The organism is Thiopseudomonas acetoxidans (assembly GCF_030362935.1).
Taxonomy (GTDB): Bacteria; Pseudomonadota; Gammaproteobacteria; order Pseudomonadales; family Pseudomonadaceae; genus Thiopseudomonas; species Thiopseudomonas acetoxidans.
The window spans coordinates 85,959-107,983 of sequence record NZ_JAUCDY010000008.1; the positions used below are offsets into that span (position 1 = coordinate 85,959).

Annotated in this window: 20 protein-coding genes and 1 riboswitch; of the genes, 10 read left to right on the forward strand and 10 right to left on the reverse strand. The window is 49.1% G+C overall.

Annotation, left to right across the window (positions count from 1 at the left end; translation table 11 throughout):
- The first annotated feature begins 4 nt into the window (after window positions 1-4).
- The gene (locus tag QEZ41_RS08050) at window positions 5-586 is read left to right on the forward strand and encodes a Maf family protein (RefSeq protein WP_289410899.1); all 582 of its coding nucleotides are present in this window, start codon (window positions 5-7) and stop codon (window positions 584-586) included.
- 19 nt (window positions 587-605) lie between these two features.
- The gene (locus QEZ41_RS08055; RefSeq protein WP_289410900.1) at window positions 606-1,559 is read left to right on the forward strand and encodes a prenyltransferase; all 954 of its coding nucleotides are present in this window, start codon (window positions 606-608) and stop codon (window positions 1,557-1,559) included.
- Window positions 1,560-1,611: 52 nt separating this feature from the next.
- Here the strand turns inward: QEZ41_RS08055 and QEZ41_RS08060 are convergent, their stop codons facing one another.
- Complete coding sequence (locus QEZ41_RS08060) at window positions 1,612-3,702, reverse strand: carboxy terminal-processing peptidase (protein ID WP_289410902.1); 2,091 nt, start codon at window positions 3,700-3,702, stop codon at window positions 1,612-1,614.
- A 92-nt stretch (window positions 3,703-3,794) separates the two neighbouring features.
- Between QEZ41_RS08060 and QEZ41_RS08065 the strand changes: the two genes are divergently transcribed.
- Window positions 3,795-4,745 (forward strand): NAD(P)H-quinone oxidoreductase, encoded by a 951-nt coding sequence (locus QEZ41_RS08065; RefSeq protein WP_289410903.1) that lies wholly within the window; start codon window positions 3,795-3,797, stop codon window positions 4,743-4,745.
- Here QEZ41_RS08065 and QEZ41_RS08070 read toward each other — a convergent pair.
- A complete protein-coding gene (locus QEZ41_RS08070; protein WP_289410904.1) occupies window positions 4,742-6,298 on the reverse strand; it encodes an HDOD domain-containing protein in 1,557 nt (518 codons plus the stop codon). The two genes, QEZ41_RS08065 and QEZ41_RS08070, sit on opposite strands and share 4 nt — an antisense overlap.
- Before the next feature lie 469 nt (window positions 6,299-6,767).
- Here QEZ41_RS08070 and motA point away from each other — a divergent pair, with 469 nt between their 5' ends.
- Entirely contained in the window at window positions 6,768-7,619 is an 852-nt protein-coding gene (gene motA, locus QEZ41_RS08075) for a flagellar motor stator protein MotA (protein ID WP_289410907.1), read from the forward strand.
- A 15-nt stretch (window positions 7,620-7,634) separates the two neighbouring features.
- Complete coding sequence (motB, locus tag QEZ41_RS08080; protein ID WP_289410908.1) at window positions 7,635-8,624, forward strand: flagellar motor protein MotB; 990 nt, start codon at window positions 7,635-7,637, stop codon at window positions 8,622-8,624.
- A 53-nt stretch (window positions 8,625-8,677) separates the two neighbouring features.
- Here motB and rsgA read toward each other — a convergent pair whose 3' ends face one another.
- The 5 genes from rsgA to argS all read right to left on the reverse strand — a co-directional run bounded on the left by rsgA (window position 8,678) and on the right by argS (window position 14,168).
- The gene (gene rsgA, locus QEZ41_RS08085) at window positions 8,678-9,703 is read right to left on the reverse strand and encodes a small ribosomal subunit biogenesis GTPase RsgA (RefSeq protein ID WP_289410910.1); all 1,026 of its coding nucleotides are present in this window, start codon (window positions 9,701-9,703) and stop codon (window positions 8,678-8,680) included.
- Window positions 9,704-9,710: 7 nt separating this feature from the next.
- Complete coding sequence (locus QEZ41_RS08090) at window positions 9,711-10,811, reverse strand: calcium/sodium antiporter (protein ID WP_289410911.1); 1,101 nt, start codon at window positions 10,809-10,811, stop codon at window positions 9,711-9,713.
- Window positions 10,812-10,821: 10 nt separating this feature from the next.
- Window positions 10,822-11,397, reverse strand: coding sequence for a TMEM165/GDT1 family protein (locus tag QEZ41_RS08095; RefSeq protein WP_289410912.1), 576 nt, complete (start codon window positions 11,395-11,397; stop codon window positions 10,822-10,824).
- A 21-nt stretch (window positions 11,398-11,418) separates the two neighbouring features.
- Window positions 11,419-11,578, reverse strand: a riboswitch (yybP-ykoY riboswitch).
- 167 nt (window positions 11,579-11,745) lie between these two features.
- Window positions 11,746-12,423: an SPOR domain-containing protein gene (locus QEZ41_RS08100; RefSeq protein WP_289410913.1), complete on the reverse strand. Its 678-nt coding sequence runs from the start codon at window positions 12,421-12,423 to the stop codon at window positions 11,746-11,748.
- 2 nt (window positions 12,424-12,425) lie between these two features.
- Window positions 12,426-14,168, reverse strand: coding sequence for an arginine--tRNA ligase (gene argS / locus QEZ41_RS08105; RefSeq protein ID WP_289410914.1), 1,743 nt, complete (start codon window positions 14,166-14,168; stop codon window positions 12,426-12,428).
- 183 nt (window positions 14,169-14,351) lie between these two features.
- On the opposite strand from argS, the gene QEZ41_RS08110 reads away from it, so the two are divergent.
- The gene (locus tag QEZ41_RS08110) at window positions 14,352-15,011 is read left to right on the forward strand and encodes a 7-cyano-7-deazaguanine/7-aminomethyl-7-deazaguanine transporter (protein WP_289410915.1); all 660 of its coding nucleotides are present in this window, start codon (window positions 14,352-14,354) and stop codon (window positions 15,009-15,011) included.
- A 55-nt stretch (window positions 15,012-15,066) separates the two neighbouring features.
- Here QEZ41_RS08110 and clpB read toward each other — a convergent pair whose 3' ends face one another.
- The 3 genes from clpB to QEZ41_RS08125 all read right to left on the reverse strand — a co-directional run bounded on the left by clpB (window position 15,067) and on the right by QEZ41_RS08125 (window position 19,091).
- Window positions 15,067-17,631, reverse strand: coding sequence for an ATP-dependent chaperone ClpB (gene clpB / locus QEZ41_RS08115; RefSeq protein WP_289410916.1), 2,565 nt, complete (start codon window positions 17,629-17,631; stop codon window positions 15,067-15,069).
- Between the two features lie 137 nt (window positions 17,632-17,768).
- Window positions 17,769-18,131, reverse strand: coding sequence for a NifB/NifX family molybdenum-iron cluster-binding protein (locus QEZ41_RS08120; protein WP_289410917.1), 363 nt, complete (start codon window positions 18,129-18,131; stop codon window positions 17,769-17,771).
- Between the two features lie 174 nt (window positions 18,132-18,305).
- The gene (locus tag QEZ41_RS08125; RefSeq protein WP_289410918.1) at window positions 18,306-19,091 is read right to left on the reverse strand and encodes an oxygen-binding di-iron domain-containing protein; all 786 of its coding nucleotides are present in this window, start codon (window positions 19,089-19,091) and stop codon (window positions 18,306-18,308) included.
- A gap of 195 nt (window positions 19,092-19,286) precedes the next feature.
- Here QEZ41_RS08125 and QEZ41_RS08130 point away from each other — a divergent pair, with 195 nt between their 5' ends.
- The 4 genes from QEZ41_RS08130 (at window position 19,287) to hfq (ending at window position 22,024) form a co-directional block, all read left to right on the forward strand.
- Window positions 19,287-20,039, forward strand: coding sequence for a tRNA-uridine aminocarboxypropyltransferase (locus QEZ41_RS08130; RefSeq protein WP_289410919.1), 753 nt, complete (start codon window positions 19,287-19,289; stop codon window positions 20,037-20,039).
- 112 nt (window positions 20,040-20,151) lie between these two features.
- A complete protein-coding gene (locus QEZ41_RS08135) occupies window positions 20,152-20,742 on the forward strand; it encodes a YajG family lipoprotein (protein ID WP_289410920.1) in 591 nt (196 codons plus the stop codon).
- 8 nt (window positions 20,743-20,750) lie between these two features.
- Window positions 20,751-21,713, forward strand: coding sequence for a tRNA (adenosine(37)-N6)-dimethylallyltransferase MiaA (miaA, locus tag QEZ41_RS08140; protein ID WP_289410921.1), 963 nt, complete (start codon window positions 20,751-20,753; stop codon window positions 21,711-21,713).
- Window positions 21,714-21,778: 65 nt separating this feature from the next.
- Window positions 21,779-22,024 carry an RNA chaperone Hfq gene (hfq, locus tag QEZ41_RS08145; RefSeq protein ID WP_289410922.1) on the forward strand — a complete coding sequence of 82 codons (246 nt, stop codon included), beginning with the start codon at window positions 21,779-21,781 and terminating at the stop codon, window positions 22,022-22,024.
- Window position 22,025 lies beyond the last annotated feature (1 nt).

Sequence of the window (22,025 nt, forward strand, 5' to 3'; positions counted from 1 at the left end):
GCGCATGAGTTTTTTTCTAGCCTCTATGTCACAGCGAAGACGTGAGTTATTGGGTCAGCTAGGTATCCCTTTCCAACTGATTAATGTTGATATTGATGAGCAGAAACGAGACAAAGAAACACCCATCAATTACGTAGAGCGTATGGCCAAAGAAAAAGCAGAGTTTGGTATTGCTTCTTTGGCTGATCAAGAAAATGCCGTTGTTTTAGCCGCAGACACCATCGTGGTGCAGGGCGATCAGGTGCTGGGTAAGCCCAAGGATGAGCAGCATGCTCAAGCAATGTTACGCTCATTGTCGGGGCGTTCGCATGTGGTAATGACTGCCTTTGCACTTAAAAATCAGCATAAAACCCGTATCCAAAGAGTGAATACCACTGTGTTTTTTCGCAACGTATTGGAAGCGGAAGTGGCTTGGTACTGGCAAACCGGCGAGCAACATGACAAGGCAGGCGGTTATGCCATTCAGGGCTTAGGTGGGGTTTTTGTTAGCAGCATTACGGGCAGCTATAGTTCTGTAGTGGGTCTACCCTTAGCTGAGTTGGTGACTTCGTTGCGTGAGTTTGGAATTGATTTTCCTAGCAAGTAAAGATTAAGGAAGTTGTGGTATGGAAAGTCTTAAAAATATATCAACAGATACACTCACAGCACCTACAGGTGACGATGAGAACCTCGTGTTACAAGCGCTGCTGCGTTCAAGTCGTTTCTCTTTTGTACTGTTGGCGCCTATTTGCGTGCTATTAGGGCTAGGCACAGCTTGGGGTACGATTGCTAGTGTCAATATAGGCATGCTGCTGTTGCTGTTTTTGGTGTCTGTATTGGCCCATATGAGTGTCAATTTGCTTAACGAGTATTTGGATTTTCAGTCAGGACTCGACCTGCATACTCAGCGTACTCCATTCAGTGGGGGTACGGGTTTTTTGCCGGAAAAACCGCAAGCCGCTCGTTATGTGCTCTGGCATGCTCTGGCGACCCTGTTGGCGACCTGTTTGATTGGCTGTTATTTGGTTTGGCAGGTTGGGATTTGGTTGCTGCCGTTAGGCATTGTGGGTGTGTTTCTAGTGTTAGCCTATACCTCGGTATTAAATCGCTTCGCTTTTCTGTGCTGGGCTGCGCCCGGGCTGGGCTTTGGCGGGGTTATGGTGTTAGGCGCTCACTATGTGTTAACCAGTCAGTTTAATAGCTCAGTATTTTGTGCCTCGTTGGTCGTTTTTTTCTTGGTCAATAACTTATTACTACTGAATCAGTTTCCCGACATAGCAGCAGATCGCCAAGCGGGCAGACGTCATTTACTGGTTAGGTATGGAGTGAAGTCTGGCGTGTATGCGTATGGGCTGGGAACCCTTGTGGTGCCTGTGATTGTTGTTGCAGCGGTGATCAATGCAGTGTGGCCGGTTTGGGCTTTAACGGCACTGATACCTTGGGCTTTTAGCCTGTTTTCTTTATTGACAGCGTGGCGTTACGGCGAGCGGTTAGCGGAACATACACCCGCGATGGCCGCCAATGTCGTGGCAACACTGCTGGTTCCTAGTGTGTTGACAGCAGTTTTAGTTCTGGCTTAAACGCTTCAGTAAAGGATGTGCAGGAGTCTCGCACATCCTTTACTGCAGTCGATTATGGGTGCTTGGCAACGGCTCTGAGATTGAGCCAGTCGAGCATAATGTGCCCTGCTTCGACTAGGTAGGCATCTTCTTTAGCATCCTTAGCGGAGTTTTCATCCTGGTGAGCGTTAAAGTCATCGTCTTCGTGTTTGTCTAAAGCTGCTAACGGCTCCTCTCCCTTGCCCACACGTTTTTGATTCTCTAGCGCAAGTTGCATTTTTTCTATGCGTTGCTGTTGTGCGCGTCTTTTTTGCTCATGCAGGCTTACTCGAGTTTCTTGCATGAGCTGTTGCGCTAGATTTAAGCGTTCACGGTTATAAATAAAGTCTGGGTTTTTCTCGGTGCGCTGCTCATGGCGGGTTTGTAGTTGATCTAAATACGGCTTGAAAGGGTTGGCAAAAGGTTTAACCGCCGGCTCAATGCTGTCCCATGGCATCGCTTCGGGAAGGCTGCTTTCGCCGATTTGTTCGATATCAAAATCTGCAGGATAGTGAATGTCGGGGATAACGCCTTGATGCTGTGTGCTTTTGCCTGAGACACGATAAAACTTGGCTAGCGTGAGCTTCAGTTCACCGTGATTAAGCGGTTGTATGCTTTGCACGGTGCCTTTACCGAAGGTTTGTCCGCCAATGACTAAGGCACGGTGGTAGTCCTGCATGGCGCCGGCAAAAATCTCTGAAGCGGAGGCTGATAGGCGGTTAACTAGCACAGTCAGTGGGCCGCGGTAAAACGCGCCTTGTTGTTCATCCGCTAATATATCCACCTGACCATCGCTGCTGCGCACTAATACAGTAGGGCCGTGTTCAATAAACAAACCCGTAAGCTCGGTGGCTTCTTGCAATGAACCGCCACCGTTATTGCGTAGGTCAATCACAATGCCTTCCACGCCTTCTTGGTTGAGCTCGCTTATCAGTTTTCTAACATCACGGGTAGTGCTTTTGTAGTTAGGGTCACCGCTGCGATAAGCTTTAAAGTCTAGATAAAAGGTGGGGATTTCAATCACGCCCACTTTACTGATGCGACCGTTTTGCTCCAGTTCTAAAATGGATTTTTTAGCGGCTTGTTCTTCCAGCTTTACCGCTTCACGGGTAATGGTGACGACTTTGCTGCTTTGATCGTTAGGCGCATTACTGGCTGGAATTACTTCAAGGCGTACCATAGAACCTTTAGGACCGCGAATGAGTTTGACGACTTCATCTAAACGCCAGCCAATCACATCGACCAGCTCTTTTTTCCCCTGACCAACGGCAATAATTTTATCGGCAGGTGCAAGTTGTTTGCTTTTTTCTGCCGGTCCTGCAGGTACTAAGCGTACTATTTTGACGTATTCATTATCATTTTGTAGTACTGCACCAATGCCCTCTAAGGAAAGGCTCATGTTGATATCGAAGTTTTCAGCGTTTTCAGGGGATAGGTAGCTGGTATGCGGGTCGTAGCTTTGCGTAAAAGCATTGATATAGGCTTGGAAAACGTCTTCGCTGCGGGTCTGTAGCAGGCGTTTTTGTTGGTTTTTATACCGCTTGGTCAACAGCTCTAAAATAGCGCTGTCTTCTTTGCCCGTAATTTTTAAACGCAATACTTCATCTTTAAGACGCATGCGCCAGAGGTTTTCCAGTTCAGCTTGGTTGTGTGGCCAGTCGGCTTTTTCACGGTCGGTTTCGAAACTTTCATCGACGCTGAAATCGAAGCTGTTGATGCCTTGCGCAAGCTGGGTCTGTGCATAATTTAGGTAACCATTAAAGCGCGCTAAGTAGCGTTTGTAGATGGTGAAGCCGGGCTGTAAATCACCTTTGGTTAGGAATTTATCAAACTCTGTCTGCCAGGGCTGAAACTGCTTTAAGTCCTCAGCCGTAAAGAAGATGCGCGCCGGGTCTAGCATCTTGATGTAGCTGTCGTATATTTTTTGTGAACGCTCACTGTCCAAGGGAGGCTTGTTGTAGTGATGACGTTTGAGTAGCTCAACAATATTTAAGCTGGCGATAACCTGTGCACGCTCAGGTTGCAAGTGTTCCCATTGCTCAGTCTTGGGGATTGCTAAGGCTGGAGTAATAAGGAAAAGGCTTAATAAAAAGGCAAGAAAAGTGCGGGCGATGGTCTGATTCATATAATTGGGCTTTGACTAAATTGGTATGAATTAGTGTTGGGAAATGGGGTAGAGTTCCCCTCAACACAAGATAAGTACACTATGGAGGCAGTATGCAAGCATTGCAAGCAAATCAAGGTCAGCCACAGCTCGTTAAGGTTGATGCGCCTGATTGTGGTCCAGGTCAAGTACGTATTAAGGTTGCGGCTGTTGGCGTGAATCGCGCAGATTTATTACAGGTGGCGGGTTTATACCCGCCACCCCCCGGCGTGACCGATATTCTGGGACTGGAGTGTGCCGGAACCGTCATTGAAGTGGGGGATGGCGCGCAGTGGGAAATAGGCGATAAAGTCTGTGCTTTACTCGCTGGCGGCGGCATGGCCGAGGAAGCCTGTATTGATGGGCGGCACGTCTTGCCAGTTCCTGAAGGCATGTCTTTACTGGAAGCAGCTGCATTGCCTGAGGTGTATGCCACAGCTTGGTTGAATGTGTTTCAACTCGGTCAAGCAACAGCGGGCGATAAAGTGCTTATTCATGCGGGTGCTAGTGGCGTGGGTTCTGCCGCTATTCAGCTGTGCAAGGCGCAGGGTATCGACTGCTGGGTAAGTGTAGGCAGTCAGGAACGTTTAGAGTATTGCCAGTCCTTAGGAGCCAAAGGCGGTGTTTTACGCGGTAATGGAATTGAGGGGCTGCAAGACTTTGCGCCCTTTAACGTTATTCTCGATCCCGTGGGTGCGAGCTATGCGGTGCAAAACCTAAAAATGATGGCGGTGGACGGCCGTTGGGTGAATATAGGTTTAATGGGTGGGCGCCGTGTGGAGCTGGATTTGGCTCAGCTATTAGGCAAGCGTGTGCAGCTAATAGGGTCAACGCTGCGCACACGTGATGATGACTTTAAGGCGGCGCTGATACAGTCGTTGAAAGATCAAGTTTGGCCGCTGTTTGCGGCGGGTAAGTTGACGCCACAAGCTGAAGAGGTGTTTGACTTTACCGATGCGGTAGCTGCGTTTGAACGCCTAGCCAGTAATCAGGTGAACGGTAAACTGGTGCTGCAACTGAGTTAAGTGCGGCACCGCATAATGGTTAAAGCTTGTTCAAAATATCGGCAACTGGCGTTAAACACCTTAAGGCTATTGGCGTGCAGTTGCCGGTTTTGTGCATCAGCAATAATGAGCATTATGGGCTGATAGTCCAAACATAGCGTGCCCATCACAAAGTGGCTGCTGTCGATAGCCGCAGTAAAGTCTTGGCTTAAATGTGTTTGTAGTTGGGCCAGGTTTTTATCCTGCACATACAGCTGAGTGTTTTTCTTGAGCAGCTTTTGCATGAACGGACTTTGTGCTGTTTGCGTTAAGGGTTGCTGCAACGCAAACGCAAAGCCGCGCTGGTAAATAGGACGTAATTGTTGTGTTTTTGCCGATATTGCAATCATCGCTATACGTGATAAACCAAGCGTTTCCAGCATTTTTGCCATACTTTCCAGTAATTGAGCATGGTTAACGAAAGGGCTGGGTCTTTGTAGCATGCTTTGGGCTTGCTGTTGCCAGTCTTTAAGGTCTTCTGTGGTGGGTGGCAGTAAGTGTTGTGGGTCACTGTCCTGAGCTAGCAAGCCATTTTTAGGTCTGCAGATACGGCGTGCTGTCCATGGCCAGAGTAAGGCTTGCGCGGGATGCCATAAATCCGTCTTGCCTAGTTGGCGGGCATGCTCCACTGCATTTAGATGTGTGTGTTTTTGCACTTTATCTAGCGGCCAACCAAGGAATAGGGCGGTAAATCGTTGCCAGCGTAAACAATGCTCATGTGACCAAGAGTAATGGGCGTCTATTGCTAGGCCGTTAGCCAAAATAATGGTGTTGGCAGGCTGTCTAAACCAAAGGAAAATATCTTTCTGCTCATCCAGTAACCGCTGCTGCTTTAAAGGCTGTGCGTGTAATTTGGCAACTCTGAGGGTGCGCACCATTATGTGGCGCTTTTGGTTAAGCATGCGGTGCGCCTCAATAACCCACTCTGGTAGTGACCAGCGCTCGGCCAAAGCTTGACACAATAAGGTTAAGGACGTACCAAATAATTCATGTTCCACTTTATACTGTGGCTCTTTATTGCCCAATACGCGCTGCTCCCACAGCTTGAACAGCTCTGGATGGCGCGTGAGTAACGGCCATAAAGGGGAAAGAAATAATAGGCTGCCCCAGTGAATATCCTGCCAGATCCTAGCCAGTTTGGTGGCAAAGAGCGCATTGGCCTGTGCATTAGCATGCTGGCTGATAAGCCAAAGCTGTCTAAGAGGCTTGTGTATCTCTGCTTCGGGTGTGTCGTCTAACCGGCTTAAAAGCTGTTTACATTGGGTCATGCCTAGTCGGGTCAAGGCGGCTTCTAAATGCTGGGCAGGCTTGCTAAATGAGCTGTGTTGCTTATTGGCTTCGCGGAAGAAAATAAGCGCAATCGAAGGGGCGGAACTTATAACCTGAGCGATATCACCTAAACTGCTGCGTGGATTGCTTAGCGCAGTTTCCACACGTCGCTTGTGACCGCTTGGAACAGGCAGCTTTGTATTGTCTAAAAGAGCTAACCATTCGTTTAGCTTTTTTGGTGTGGGTTTAGGTGTGTTGTTACGCATCTAAAAGGACTATAATCCGCGACTTAATTTTGAGAAGCCTTTAAATAACTACCTGTCTAGCTACCACCGCGTTAAAAAACGTACTCACAATCTTTAGATTGAACGTGCTTTAGCACGTCCCGAAGGGGGAGCGAAGCGAATAATGCTTATTTACTTATGTAAACAAACTGCGCTTTTTCGTACGTTTTGACTCGCTAGCGCTCGCCCTTCAGGTCAGCCTTTGGCTGTTACTCCCGTTGGTCGTTGCGCCTTGTGTTAGCGTCCTCGGTAACGTTTTTCAGAAGCTCTTGATTGAGGTTAAGATATTCCTATCTTGGCCGATATGTGGTGATTGTTGCTGAGTTAGATATTATATATTTGCTTAATATGGCATAATCTACCATTGCAACAGGACCAGTTTAGCACCCAAATGGCTTTTTAAGTAGCTACGCCAATGAGACAATTTGATAACGAGAATGTGTGATTTTTTATGATAAAAATTGTAGGGATTTTAGTTGTTTTTGGTAGTGTGTTGGGAGGATACGTTTTATCCGGAGGGCAGATTGCAGCCATTATCCAACCTTTTGAGGTGCTGATTATTCTTGGTGCTGCCTTTGGTGCTTTCATGCAGGCAAACCCTAACAAAACCGTAAGTCACGTTGTTAAAAAATCTTTACAAATGTTTGGAACACGCATTAATAAAACACTGTATTTGGATGTGTTGAAAATGCTGTATGAAGTGCTCAACAAAAGCCGACGTGAAGGCATGATGGCGATTGAGTCGGATATCGAAGATCCAGCAGCTAGTGCTATTTTTAGTAAATATCCAGCCATATTAAAAGACCAGCGCATGACTGAGTTTGTCTGTGATTATCTGCGTATTATGTCGACCGGTAATATGGCGCCCCACGAGTTTGAAGGGTTGTTCGATATGGAACTCGACAGCCTTAAAAGTGAGCTGGAGCATCCGGGCCATGCTGTACACCAGGTTGCTGATGGGCTGCCGGGTTTTGGTATCGTTGCTGCTGTTTTGGGTATTGTGGTGACCATGGCGATGCTGGGTGAAGCGGAGCAAAATGAAATTGGTCGTCACGTCGGTGCGGCTCTGGTAGGTACGTTTTTAGGCATTTTGGCGTCCTACGGGTTTGTTGGGCCATTGGCCGCGAGTCTGGATTACGATGGTAAGCAAGAGCTGAATTTGTACGAAGCGATCAAAGCAACCTTGGTGGCTTCAGCCTCAGGCTTGCCGCCCAGCTTAGCGGTTGAATTTGGTCGCAAGGTCTTACTGCCTGCTAACCGACCTAACTTTATTGAGCTTGAGCAAGCCGTTCGCGGCGGTTAAGACAGGAGTTAGTCAGTGAGCGGTGGTAACCAACCCATAATAATTAAGCGTGTAAAAAAGGTCTCAGGTGGTAGCCATGGAGGCTCATGGAAAATTGCGTTTGCTGACTTTGCTATAGCGATGATGGCTTTTTTCTTGGTGATGTGGCTGCTATCTTCAGCGACACCTGAGCAATTAAAAGCTATTTCTGGTTATTTCCAAGACCCCGTTGGTTACAGTCAAAGCGCCAGTCCCTATGTGATTGACTTGGGCGGCACGCCAACACCCTCTGCAACCTCGACTATCAATCCGGAAATCAATGATGAAATTAGCTTGCGTGTTGATACAGAGCAATCGCAAGGCTTGGATAAAGAAAGCGCTAACCTGTTGGAGCAATTAGAGCAGGAGCGGCTAAACTTATTATTGCTTGAGTTGCAAAATAAGTTAGAAGAAAGCAAAGAGCTAGAGCCTTATCTTGATCAAATATCGCTTGCTATCACTCAAGATGGCTTGCGTATTCAGATTTCCGACGCGGAAAACCGGCCCATGTTTTCCTTAGGCAGTGCCAAGCTGCAACCGCACTTTGAAGATATTCTTTATATGATGGCTGGCTCATTCCGCGCCGTGCCTAATAAAATCAGCATCGGCGGTCACACAGATGCTAAGCCCTACTCGGGTGCAGCAGAGTTTGGTAACTGGGAGCTATCAGCCAGCCGTGCCAATTCGGCCAGACGTGCTTTACGCTCTGGTGGGCTTGAGGAAGCGCAGATTGCGCGTGTTTCTGGTTATGCATCGTCTATGTTGTTTGATCGCAAAGACCCATATAATCCTGTAAATCGCCGCATTGATATTTTGGTTCTGACTAAGCGTGCACAAGAAGAAATTGAAGGCACGGAGACGGGTTTAACCAACGAAGAAGTGAATCAGTCTAAAGAGCAGGTTATAGAGCAGACCAAGCCAATGCGTGAGCGGTTAAATCTGTTCGAGGACGGTTTGCTGGATATGCAGCCTGATCGGCGTTTATAGTTTTAGCTGTATGTGCTTATCTAGATATCTGTGGGTCAAGGCGCTAGTGCTTGCTAGCGCTCAGATAAATTGGCGGTTAGAGATTTAAAGCTTGTCAGGCGCTCATGACTGATGTGGCCTTGCGCAACGGCTTCCAGCAGCGCGCAACCGGGTTCATGCTCGTGGCTGCAGTTGCGAAAACGACAGCGACCTAAAAACGGATGAAATTCAATAAAACCCGCTTCAATATCGTCAATGCTCACATGCGCAAGACCAAACTCGCGTATGCCGGGTGAATCAATTAAGCTGCCGCCGTTTGGAAAGTAAAATAAACGCGCTGTGGTGGTGGTGTGAGTGCCTTTGCCAGATAGTTCAGACAGCGCACCGACTGCCGCTTGTGCTTCGGGTAATAGGCGGTTGATTAGTGATGACTTGCCCACGCCCGACTGGCCGACGACCACGCTGACACGTTCTTTGAGTACGTTTTCCAGCTCCTGCATGCCCGAACCGCTGTAAGCAGAAACCTGCAGAATCGAGTAGCCAAGTTTTTGGTAGATATCCAGCAGCTTCTTGGCTTTATGCGTTTTGTCTTGCCCAAGTAAATCGGCTTTGTTTAATAGCAGAATGGGTTTAATCCCCGCATGGCTGGCGGCAACCAGATAGCGGTCAATTAAATTGGCGTGCGGTTCGGGTAAGGGTGCAAACACGATCAATATTTGATCGATATTGGCTGCTACCGGTTTTAATTTGCCTTGCATATCAGGGCGACAGAGCTCGGATTGGCGCGGCAGCTGAGCGACAATTACGCCCAGCCCTTGATTGCCAGCGCGCCAAATTACTTTATCTCCTGTAACAAGTGCGGGCAGGTTGGCACGTAGATAGCAGCGCAAGCGTTGTCCGGCAAGTTCGGTTGAGCTCGCCTCTACTTCGACCTGTACCCCGAAATGGGAAATAACCAAGCCTTCTTGCTCGCTTCCTAAGTCACTGCCATCCAGTTCTTCTAAGGTGCGCTCTTCTCGTCGCTGTGCTCGTGCTGTGCGTTCTGCTTGAATCTTGTCAATTCGCCAGCTTTGGCGGCGAGAAAGTTTGCGCTTTGCCATGTTTTTATTATCTCTGTAAAAGGCTTGGTTGCTTGTAGTACGCACGGAAGGCTATCACGAATAGGCTGATACCCGTTAAAGGAACAACATAGCCGAGCATCGCATCGCTGAGGGTTTGGGCAAGATTATGCTCTTGACTGTGCAGGATTAAGTAACAGGTGTAAGTGATGTAGTAAAAGAAAAATAAAGCACCGTTCCAGCGGCTGATACGATAACCGGCAAAGAAAATGGGCAAGCAGGCGATAGTTGTGGCCAGCATCACCGGAAAATCAAGGCTCAGCGCGTTAGGGGCGATGGGGATTGCTAGGGGAGATACCAGTCCAGCCAAGCCTAAAACACAGAGCATGTTGAAAATATTGCTGCCCACTACATTGCCTACAGCAATATCACGCTCACCTTTCCAAGCGGCTATCAGGGATGTGGCAAGCTCGGGTAATGAGGTACCGACCGCCAGCACGGTTAAACCAATAATCAGTTCGGAGAGCCCCAGTAGCTTAGCCAAGTCGACTGCTCCATTCACGAGCCATTTTGAGCCTAACAGCAGCAGCACTAGGCCCGCTAATATGAACGCAATGTTTTTAACAACGGTGAAGCGACCAGGATTGACATGCTCAGCATATTCACTGTCATCCACCGACATTTTACCCAGTCTGTATTTGCGTAAACTGCTAAAGATTAAATAGCTGGTATAGAGTACGACGCAGCTAAAGAGAATAACCCCGTCAAGGCGGCTGTACGAGCCATCAATAGCTAATACCCAAGCAAGGATACTGGCTGCAATCATCACGGGAACATCAAGACGAATAAGTTGGCGTGAGACTATGAGCGGTGTGATCAGCGCAGATAAGCCGAGAATAAACAACACATTAAAAATGTTGCTACCGATAACATTGCCTATGGCTAAGTCGCCTTGACCGCTCCAAGCTGACTGGGTACTGACAGCCATTTCCGGCGTACTGGTGCCGAAAGCTACAATGGTTAAACCAATGATAAGCGGGGAAATGTTCAGCATGGCCGCAATACGCGCTGCACCACGCACGAGAAATTCAGCGCCGAAAACCAGTAGCACCAGTCCAGCAATAAGTGAAAGAGAGATAGTTAAGTACATTATGTTTCCTTTAAAGCGGCAAGTTTAGTGTTTGCGCTGCGCTGTAGATAGCTAAGGCTAAAAAGCCGAGTGCGGCAATGCTGCGGATAAGTTTAAGGGGTAAGCGTTCTGCTGCAAAGTGACCAACTAAAACTACCGGTACATTAGTGATGAGCATGCCTAGAGTGGTTCCCATCACAACGGCCCAGAAGTACGGAAATTGTGCGGCAAGCATCACTGTGGCAACTTGGGTTTTATCGGCCATTTCGGCAATAAAAAATGCGACTAAACTGGCTATAAAAGGACCGTACTGACTGAGAAACCCTTCTTCATCATCCATTTTGTCGGGTATCAAAGTCCAAGCGGCAACCAGTAAAAAGCTTACGGCTAAGATCCATAACAGCACTTGCTGGCTAAACAGCTTGGCAACATGATGACCAACAGAAACAGCGAGCAGATGGTTGGCAACGGTGGCAATGAAAATGCCGGCAATGATAGGTAAGGCTTTGCGATAACGCGCGGCTAAAATAAAGGCGAGCAGTTGGGTTTTGTCGCCAATTTCAGCAATAGCAACTATCGCAGTAGAGACAAAAAAACTTTCAAACATGTGCGAGTTCCGAGGGTGGATTTATTACGAGAATCATGACACTGACAGCTATCCACCCGGTAAGCTGTCAGTGTCATGAGTCTCGTCAAACCCTAAGGTCGTGTATGCCATGATCTGCCGATCAAGGATGTTGACATACACACTGTGTTACCACAGTAGACTACTCCCCCAAGACGTGGCGAATGATAGATGCAAAGGGATGTAAACTCAAGCCTTTAACTGCCTCTTCACCTTCTGTTGGAACGCAACTTTTGCGCGCTTGGTTTTTCTGGGCAATGTATTAATTGGTTTTTTAATCCGTATTGCCCAGAAACTGTGCACCAACAGGGCGTTTGGCGTGGCGCTGCGTTAAATTCTAGCTTTACGTTGCTGCAGCAGAAGGTTTTTAAAGCCGCTGTTGGCGAGTTGTTGTTGAGCGCTATCAAGCTGTTCACGGCTGGCAAAGGGACCGACCAATACTCTGTGCCATGTTTTACTGGCCACCTGACCGGTTTCGATATGCACGTTTTGTCCTGTAAGCAGTAATTGTGCGCGCACTCTTTCTGCGGTTTCACGTGATGGAAACGAACCCGCTTGTAAATAAAACTGGGTTACCTCTTTGCGTGGCGGCGCCGGGGGCGGAGTTTTACCTTCTAGAATGGCTTTGGCGCGTGCAGCATCGGCTTTCTTAGTAGCAGCGATTTCTTTTTCGCTGGGTGGTGGCGGTGCTTTTTCCGGCAAGACGTCTGGCGGTACGATTACCTCAGATTCGGGCAGTATGGTGTAGAACTCAAACTTCGGCTTGCTCTCTTGCGTGCTTGCTGGAGAAGTGTTGTCAATTTTTGCTGAGGGTGTTTTTTTGTTTTCTGCTTCTTTATCACGCTTGATATCGTCTTTACCCGGCTCAAGCTGAAACAGGGACATGATAAAGAGCCCCACAATAAGACCAGCAAGAATCCAGACAATTGGATGCACAGGTTTTTTTGCCGGTTCTTGATAGCGACTCGCACCGCGTTTTGGTGCGGCTGCTTTTTTGCGTGCTGCCATACTTACATACGCTCCAGGGTTTGTAGTCCCAGTAAATTAAGACCCGTTCGCAGGGTGCGCCCTGTCAAGGCAGCCAAGCGCAAGCGACTAGCGCGCGTGGCCTTGTCTTCAACCGATAAAATGGGGCATTGCTCATAAAAACTGGAAAACAATCCGGCCAGCTCGTACAGGTAGGTACAGAGAATATGCGGCGTGCCTTTGTCGGACAGATTATTCAGCACCTCAGTAAAGCGCGCCAGACTGGCAGCGAGCGTTTGCTCGGGCTCGCTGGCTAGCTCAATCACGCCCTCGATCGGTGCATCCATGGACTGCTCTGCACGGCGAAACACACTGGCCACACGGGTGTAAGCATAGAGTAAGTAGGGCGCGGTGTTGCCTTCAAAGCTAAGCATTTGCTCAAAGTTAAAGCTGTAATCGCTGGCGCGGTGTTTACTCAAGTCAGCATATTTAACCGCACCAATCCCCACCGCCTGGGCAATCTGTTTGAGATCACTTTCGTCTAGCTCTGGGTTCTTCTCTTTGACCAAATTGTAGGCGCGCTGCTCGGCTTCGTTGAGCAGGTCAATCAGTTTCACTGTGCCGCCGTCACGGGTTTTAAATGGACGGCCATCCGGGCCATTCATGGTGCCAAAGCCCATGTGTTCAAGTTGCATATCCTTGCTGGCAAAGCCTGCTTGCTGCGCCACAGTAAATACCATTTGAAAGTGCAGGGCTTGGCGCTGGTCGACAAAATACAGTACGCGATCGGCGTTGAGTTGTTGTTGACGGTAACGCACAGCGGCTAAATCAGTGGTGGCATATAGATAGCCACCATCGGCTTTCTGCACAATCAGCGGCAGCGGCTGGTCTTCACTGTTTTTAAAGCCGTCGACAAACACACACTGCGCGCCTTGGTCGAGGGTGAGCAAGTCTTGTTGTTGCAGGGCTTGGATAATCTCGGGTAAGTCGTTGTTGTAGGCGCTTTCACCACGTATATCGTCCATGCCCAGCTTCACACCTAGGCGATCATAGACTTCCTGACAGTGGCTTAGAGAAACTGTGTTGAAACTCTGCCAAAGGCGCAAGCACTCCGCATCACCGGCTTGCAGTTTGACCACCAGCTCGCGGGCGTGGGTGGCAAACTCGGGGCTTTCATCAAAGCGTTGTTTGGCAGCGCGGTAAAAGTTTTCTAAGTCGGCTAATTCAGTTTGCTGCGCCTCAGGGTTTTCCTGTAGGTAGGCCAGCAGCATGCCGAACTGCGTACCCCAATCACCCACGTGATTTTGACGAATCACGTCATGGCCTAAAAACTCCAGCGTGCGGGCGACCGCATCACCAATGATGGTGGAGCGTAAATGGCCTACGTGCATTTCTTTGGCCAAGTTTGGTGAGGATAGGTCCACCACAATGCGCTGGCTGGGTTCGGCTACCGGCACGCCGAGCCGATCATCATTCAGCGCAGCATCCAAGCGTTGGGCAAGGGCGGCGTGGTTTTGATAGAAGTTTAAAAAGCCGGGACCAGCGATTTCCACTTTGCTGATTTGCGCATCTTGCGGCAGGGCAGCCATGATTTTTTCGGCCAGATCGCGCGGCTTCATGCCGGCGGGTTTGGCTAGCATCAGGGCAATATTGCTGGCGAAGTCGCCGTGAGTCTTATCGCGCGCATTTTCCACCTGCACATTGGCGTTGAGTTCAGCCGGAAGCTGATCTTCGGTGCTAAGGGTATTAAGGGCAGTCTGGATTAGATGACGGATATGATCTTTCATGCAGGTCTCATAGTCAGGCGGAGAAAATAGCTGGCTATTATCGGCTTTTACTAGGCCTATGTTCAAGTGGACAGACAGCAGGGCATTATGCCTGCGTGCAACAAAGATGCAGTTTTTGTTTAACAGCGTATACTTGCCGCTGGTTTATGGGTTCCCTAACCCCAGTATTCAAAAAGGTTTCTTATGCTCAAAATGTCCTCTACACGCATGCGTGTGGCCGTTGCCGTTCTGGTCGCGTTCCATATCCTGATCATCATTGCTAGTAATTATCTGGTGCAGTTCCCGTTTCAGATTTTTGGTTGGCAAACCACTTGGGGTGCTTTTAGCTTCCCTTTTATTTTTCTAGCGACCGATTTAACCGTGCGATTACTCGGTAAACAGCCGGCGCGCAAAGTTATTGGCTATGTAATGCTGCCAGCTTTGCTGGTGTCGTACGTGTTTTCCGTGCTGTTTCAGGAAGGTCAGTTTAATGGTTGGCTAGCGCTGTCCAGTATGAATATGTTTGTACTGCGTATTTCAGTTGCGAGTTTTGCCGCTTATGTGGTTGGACAGTTGCTGGATGTGCAGTTATTTGATCGCCTGCGCTCTTTGCGCCAGTGGTGGGTTGCCCCAGCGACTTCGACGATATTCGGTAGTATGTTGGATACATTGGTGTTCTTTGCTATAGCGTTTTGGCACAGCTCAGATCCCTTTATGGCGCAACACTGGGTGGAGATTGGCATAGTGGACTATGTAACCAAGTTGGCGGTCAGCATGTTGTTTTTTGTGCCTTTGTATGGTCTGTTGCTGAAACTGATTTTGCGTGTGTTAGCTGGCCAGCAGGTAGTGAGTTCGCCAGCCTAGAAGCAAAAAAGTGCAGGTGATTAGCCTGCACTTTTTGTTGGTTGGGTTATAGAAATTATTCGAAAACGATAGTCTCGCCCTCGACTCTAGCTTTGATGTGACTGCCTTCGCTGAATTGCCCGGAGAGTATTTGCTGCGCCAGTGGGTTTTCAATCCAGCGCTGAATCGCGCGCTTCAATGGACGTGCGCCATACAGCGGGTCATAACCTACAGCAATCAGCTTCTCCAGTGCTTCATCAGTGAGTTCTAGTGTCAGATCACGCTCCGCTATACGTGCGCGTAAATGACCCAGCTGAATCTGCGCGATGCCAGCAATCTGTTCTTTGGCCAGCGGCTCGAAAATTACCAGCTCATCAATACGGTTGATAAATTCAGGACGGAAATGTGCGCCCACCGCATCCATAACTGCGGCGCGTTGTGCATCACGGTCGCCGACCAGCTCTTGAATTTGCATCGAGCCAAGGTTGGACGTCATCACCACTACAGCGTTGCGAAAATCGACCGTACGGCCATGGCTGTCAGTTAAACGACCGTCTTCCAGCACTTGTAGCAAGACGTTAAACACATCCGGGTGGGCTTTTTCCACCTCATCCAGCAGAATCACAGAATAGGGTTTGCGACGCACGGCTTCGGTTAGATAACCGCCTTCTTCATAACCGACATAACCCGGAGGCGCACCAATTAAACGGGCGACCGAGTGTTTCTCCATAAATTCAGACATATCAATACGCACCATGGCGTCTTCGGTGTCGAATAAAAACTCAGCTAGTGCCTTACATAGCTCGGTTTTACCCACGCCCGTAGGACCCAAGAATAAAAATGAGCCACTAGGGCGGTTCGGATCAGCCAGCCCTGCACGTGAACGGCGTACCGCATTGGCAACTGCAGTAACGGCTTCGTTCTGGCCAATCACGCGGGTGTGCAGTAAATCCTCCATCTTCAGTAGCTTGTCGCGCTCGCCTTCAAGCATCTTCGACACAGGAATACCGGTCCACTTGGAAACCACATCTGCGACTTCCTCTTCGGTAACTTTGTTACGCAGCAGGACGTTTTCAGTCTTACTGTGCTGGTCGACCATTTGCAGGCTGCGCTCTAAGTCTGGAATAATACCGTACTGCAGTTCGGCCATGCGGTTTAAATCGCCTTTACGGCGTGCCAGCTCCATTTCTTGGCGCGATTGCTCGATTTGCTGCTGTAGCTGAGCCGAGCCCTGCACTTCAGCTTTTTCAGATTTCCAGATTTCTTCTAAATCGGCGTATTCACGTTCAAACTCGGTAATGTCATCTTCCAGCTTAGCTAGGCGTTTTTTGGTGGCTTCGTCGTCTTCTTTTTTCAATGCTTCACGTTCGATTTTTAGTTGAATTAAACGACGATCCAAACGATCCAGTGCTTCAGGCTTGGAGTCAATCTCCATGCGAATCATACTGGCCGCTTCATCAATGAGATCGATGGCTTTATCTGGCAGCTGGCGGTCGGTGATGTAGCGGTGTGACAGCTTGGCCGCAGCAATGATCGCGCCGTCGGTAATGCTGACCCCGTGGTGCACTTCGTAACGCTCTTTCAGGCCACGTAAAATGGCAATGGTGTCTTCTTCGTTGGGCTCATCCACCTGCACTTTCTGGAAGCGGCGCTCTAGCGCAGCGTCTTTTTCAATGTACTGGCGGTACTCATCCAATGTGGTCGCACCCACGCAGTGCAGCTCACCGCGGGCTAGGGCGGGTTTGAGCATATTACCTGCATCCATCGCGCCTTCACCTTTACCCGCGCCGACCATGGTGTGCAGTTCATCAATAAATAGAATCACTTGGCCTTCTTGCTTGGCCAGCTCATTGAGCAGGGATTTTAAGCGCTCTTCAAATTCGCCACGATATTTGGCCCCGGCAATCAACGCGCCCATATCTAGGGATAACAAACGCTTACCCTTAAGGTTGTCCGGCACTTCACCGTTAATAATACGCTGGGCCAAGCCTTCGGCGATCGCGGTTTTACCCACGCCCGGCTCACCAATTAACACTGGGTTGTTTTTGGTGCGGCGCTGCAGCACTTGCACGGTGCGGCGAATTTCATCATCACGGCCAATCACCGGATCCAGCTTGCCTTGCTCGGCACGCTCGGTTAGGTCAATGGTGTATTTGTCCAACGCTTGGCGTGATTGCTCAGCGTTGGGGTCGTCAACGCTAGCACCGCCGCGTAGGTTGGTAATGGCGTTCTCTAGTGCTTGGCGACTGACGCCTTGACCGAGCAGAATCTTGCCCAGCTTGGTGTTGTCATCCATTGCCGCGAGCAGCACTAATTCGCTAGAAATGTACTGGTCTTTTTTCTGCTGTGATAAGCGGTCTGCTTGGTTCAGCAGGCGCGCTAGGTCTTGCGACAGACTGATATCACCAGTGGGTTGTTGAATAACGGGTAACTGATTAATTTCTTTATCCAACGCAGCACGCAATGCGGATACATCAAAGCCCACTTGCATCAGTAGCGGGCGAATTGCACCGCCTTGTTGTTCAAGTAAAGCCAGTAGGAGGTGTACAGGCTCGATGGCAGTGTGGTCACGGCCTAGCGCTATGGATTGGGCGTCGGATAAAGCAACTTGTAATTGGCTGGTTAAACGATCGACTCGCATGAGTATAGGTCCTCTTCAAATTGCAGTGAGGCGAGTTGGGCTAGCAGAACAGATGTACCTTAACTCACCTTTACGAATGTTTAAGAAGATGCGGCTGAATTGCATAATTTCAAGGTTCAGTACAGATTAAGCACTGCTTAGTGCTCATGATGATGCCCGTGTGAATGATCTTCAGGCGCCACGGTAGGTAAAGCGTCTTGCAAGTACAAAGTAACCGCTGTTTCAGGATCGGTTTGCGTGGTTACCAACCCGAGTATATCTTTTTCCGCTAGGCGTCTGACCAAGCCTTGGCCCATCTCAGCGCTAATTAATACGTCGACATTATCCAGTGGGTGTGTTGCGTGCCCGGGGCTGTCGTGAAAGCACTGCTCTTTGGGTAGCTCTAATAATTGACGGTCGACAATCTGCTTATTCTCAATGGTGAATACCCAGAAGTTGCGGCAGCGTCCGGCATGTTTAGTAATGGTTTTGTGATTTTGACTGGTTACTGCGATTTTCATTGCTCAATATCCTAGTTGAGAAACTGGAGCGCTCAATAACTCCAGCTCTGTGTTCGACGTCAAGGCCTGTATAGGCCTAGCATTAACGTAGAGCATAGGACAATCAAAAGGTGAGCGCGTCAGACAACTTGTCGCTGGCGCGCTGCTTGACTCGCTTTTTATGGCTGTGGCTACTTATTTGGGTTCGCAGTAATCGTCTTGTGTCAGTACATCAATGCCACACTCAAGGTTTTCAACCCAACTAAGGAAGGCATCAATCATTGCCTTGCCTTTAAAGATGCGGCCGTGCTGAGGAGCTATTATGTCCAAATCCAGTTTGCGTACCATGTTGACCCATAGTTTGATGACTTTGTTGCTCACCATATAGCGACGGTGGAAGTCATCCATGTGCTGAATATGTTCGGCGAAATCTGTTACGGGCTGCGCATCATCAACTAACGAAGCACCCATGTCGCCAGAAAACAGAATTTTGCTGGTTGGATCGTAAAGCTGGAAGTTGCCAACAGAGTGCAGAAAGTGCGCCGGCATTGCTTTTAACGGTGCTTTGCCTAGGTTAAAAACGCTGCCCGAGTCGGGTAGGGCGATGACTCGTTCAGAGGTGCTAATGCCGTGTGCGGCAGTTAAATAGCTGGCGGTTAGGTGGGGTAAAAAGCGCGCCCACAACTGCGAGGTAATTATTTGAGCTTTGGTGTGGAGTAGCCACTTATCCAGTGCAGCAATAATGTCAGGGTCTTGGTGCGAAGCAAAAATGTAGGTGAGTTCGCTCAATGTAATTCTGCGGGAAACTTCCACTGAAAGAGGGGTGTAGGTCAGGTCTCCGCCCGGATCTAACAGCAATGACTGACCGCTGTTGGTGAGCATAAACTGGTTAGACTGTATGCCTTCACCCGTGACTAGGTCATCGAATAAAAGACATTGATGTATTCCATCATCAAACAAAACTATAGGTTCGCGACGCATGATTTCCTCGTTAACTTGAATGGCTGGTCAATATGCCATCAACGGATAAGCTGGGCGTGACCTGCATCAATAATAGTTTTTGCAATACTTTGCACAGAACACAGGGCGAAACATTTCTCGCAAGAAAAGTTTTTCTTGCCTAGTACTGACAGAGGTTTAACATACGGCTCGTTTGTTTTGCCTAAGGACGCATATATGCCCCATGCCGTAGCACGCTTGCGAGCCAAGCGATTAGCTATCAGTAAAAAGCCTTTTCAGGCGCGCGGCGCATTATTGGTACGCTGCCCGCGCTGCCGCGTGGCGCAGGAGTATTGTATTTGTGCTTGGCAGCCTCAGGTTGCTGCGCGCAGTGCGGTGTGTTTACTGATGTATGATGCCGAGCCGCTCAAACCCAGTAATACCGGCTGGCTTATTGCGGATGTGGTGGCGGAGACCTTTGCGTTTGCTTGGGCGCGTACTGAGGTTGAGCCGGCGCTGCTTGACGTGCTGGCTGATCCACAGTGGCAGCCCTATTTGGTGTTCCCGCAGGAGTATGCACAGCCTAGTCAACAGGTAGTGCATGAGTTGCAGCTCGAATCGATGCAGACCCATGAACAAGATGCAGTACAAAAACGCCCTCTGTTTATTGTGTTAGATGGAACGTGGCAGCAGGCGCGAAAAATGTTTCGTAAATCCGCTTATTTACAGCATCTGCCCATTTTAAGCCTGAGACCGGAACAGGTTTCGCGCTATCATTTACGCCGTTCCGTTAACATAGAGCATCTGTCTACTGCAGAGGTGGCAGCGCTCTGTTTGCAGTTGGCAGAAGACGGACAGGCCGCTGATGCTTTAACTGAGTGGTTTGTACGCTTTAATCAGCATTATTTGGCGGCGCGTACGCCTTTATCCAAACAGCGTAAGCAGCAGTTGCTGGAAGAAACTTTACCTAACAACAGCACTCTGACTTAGCACTGTTTGTGGCGCGAAGGGATGCTAAATAAGCATCTTGCGCATAGTCTTTTTAAAGGCTGTATGCCATATTTAGACATATTTTTACTGGGATTTAATGGAGCTTAAATAAGTGAAAAAATTATTAGTACCTATAGCTGTTGTGGGTCTGTTTATGCTGGGGCTCAGTGGTTGTGGTTTAAGTCCGCAGCAGCTTTACCCCGAGCCACGCATCGCGGGGCAATTAGAGCGCGTAGCCAACGGGCAGACGGTATCAGTGGCGGTTGATGATCAGCGCACTACTTCGGTGATAGGTCACCGAGGCGGCTTATATGCTGAGTCCAATACACTTACCGTTGAAGGCAGAACCACTTTTCCGCGCTTGCAAGCCGAAGCTGAAGCGGCGTTGCGGATGCGCGGCTTTATTCCCGTGCCGCAAGGCCAAGCAGGTAGCCAACTTAGACTGAGTATTGCCGATTTGAAATACAGCGTAGTCGAAGACCGCACGGTGGCGAGCAAGGTGCAGTTAACGGCAGTGTTTGCGGTCGAGGTACATAAAGAAGGTCAGGTTTATCGTGGTCGATATACCGCCAACTTAGATAAAGGCTTTGTGAAACCGCCAACTGATTCAGCCAATAACCGCTTGATTAGCTGGGTGATGAGTGATGCCTTGGAGCGGGTATTCAAGGATAAAGGGTTGCTGCAGTTTATGGCGAACCAATAAGTCAGGTTATGAATACACAGCAGTTACCCGGCGCTATTTTTATCATGGGGCCGACGGCTTCAGGTAAAACGGATCTAGCCATTGAATTGGCACAGCGTTTTCCTTGCGAGTTAATCAGTGTCGATTCGGCACTGATTTATCGTGGCATGGATATCGGCACCGCCAAACCGAGCGCCGAGGTGTTGGCTGCTTTTCCACATCATCTGGTCGATATTATTGATCCTGTTGAAAGTTATTCTGCGGCACAGTTTCGTGAAGATGCGTTAGCTTTGATGGCGCAAGCCGCGGCTAAAGCACGAGTACCGGTGTTAGTTGGCGGCACCATGCTGTATTACAAGGCTCTGCTAGAGGGCTTGGCGACCATGCCACCAGCTGATGCGCAGGTGCGTGCTGCACTGGATGTGCGCGCAACGGAGCAGGGGTTGGATGTGCTGCACGAACAACTGCAGCAGGTTGATCCCGAATCAGCAGCGCGCATTCACCCCAATGACAGCCAGCGCATTATGCGTGCTTTAGAGGTGTGGTTGGTCAGCGGGGTAACAATGACTGAACACCGCTTGCGGCAAAAAAACAATCAACAACACAGGGCGCAGTTGCCCTACAATGTCGCGGTTTTTGCCATTGCGCCGCAGCAACGCTCAGTTTTACATCAACGCATCGAGCAGCGCTTTCAGCAGATGGTGGAACAAGGCTTTATTGATGAGGTCAGAGCTTTACAGCAGCGTGACGACTTGCATGCCGAGCTGCCATCCATGCGTTCGGTAGGCTATCGACAAGTTTGGGATTATTTGCTGGGTCAATATGCATACGATGCGATGCTGGCCAAAGGCATTGCAGCGACTCGGCAGTTGGCCAAACGACAGTTTACTTGGTTGCGTAGCTGGCAGGAGTTAACTTGGCTGGATAGCCTAGATGACAATAAGTTAGCCGTGACCTTGAAAACCCTTAAACAAAGCTCCATATTGCAGTAAGTAATACAACAATTAGCCAGATTTATGCTTGGCTTTAAAATTTATCCTCTAAAGGAGATTGCGCCATGTCAAAAGGGCACACACTACAAGACCCTTACTTAAACCTATTACGTAAGGAACACGTCCCTGTTTCCATTTATTTGGTGAACGGTATTAAGTTGCAAGGTCAGATCGAATCCTTTGATCAGTTTGTGATTTTGCTGAAAAACACCGTCAGCCAAATGGTCTATAAGCATGCCATTTCTACAGTTGTACCTAGTCGTCCAGTGCGTCTTCTGAGTGCTGATGAAGAGAATGCCCAGGATGAGTAAG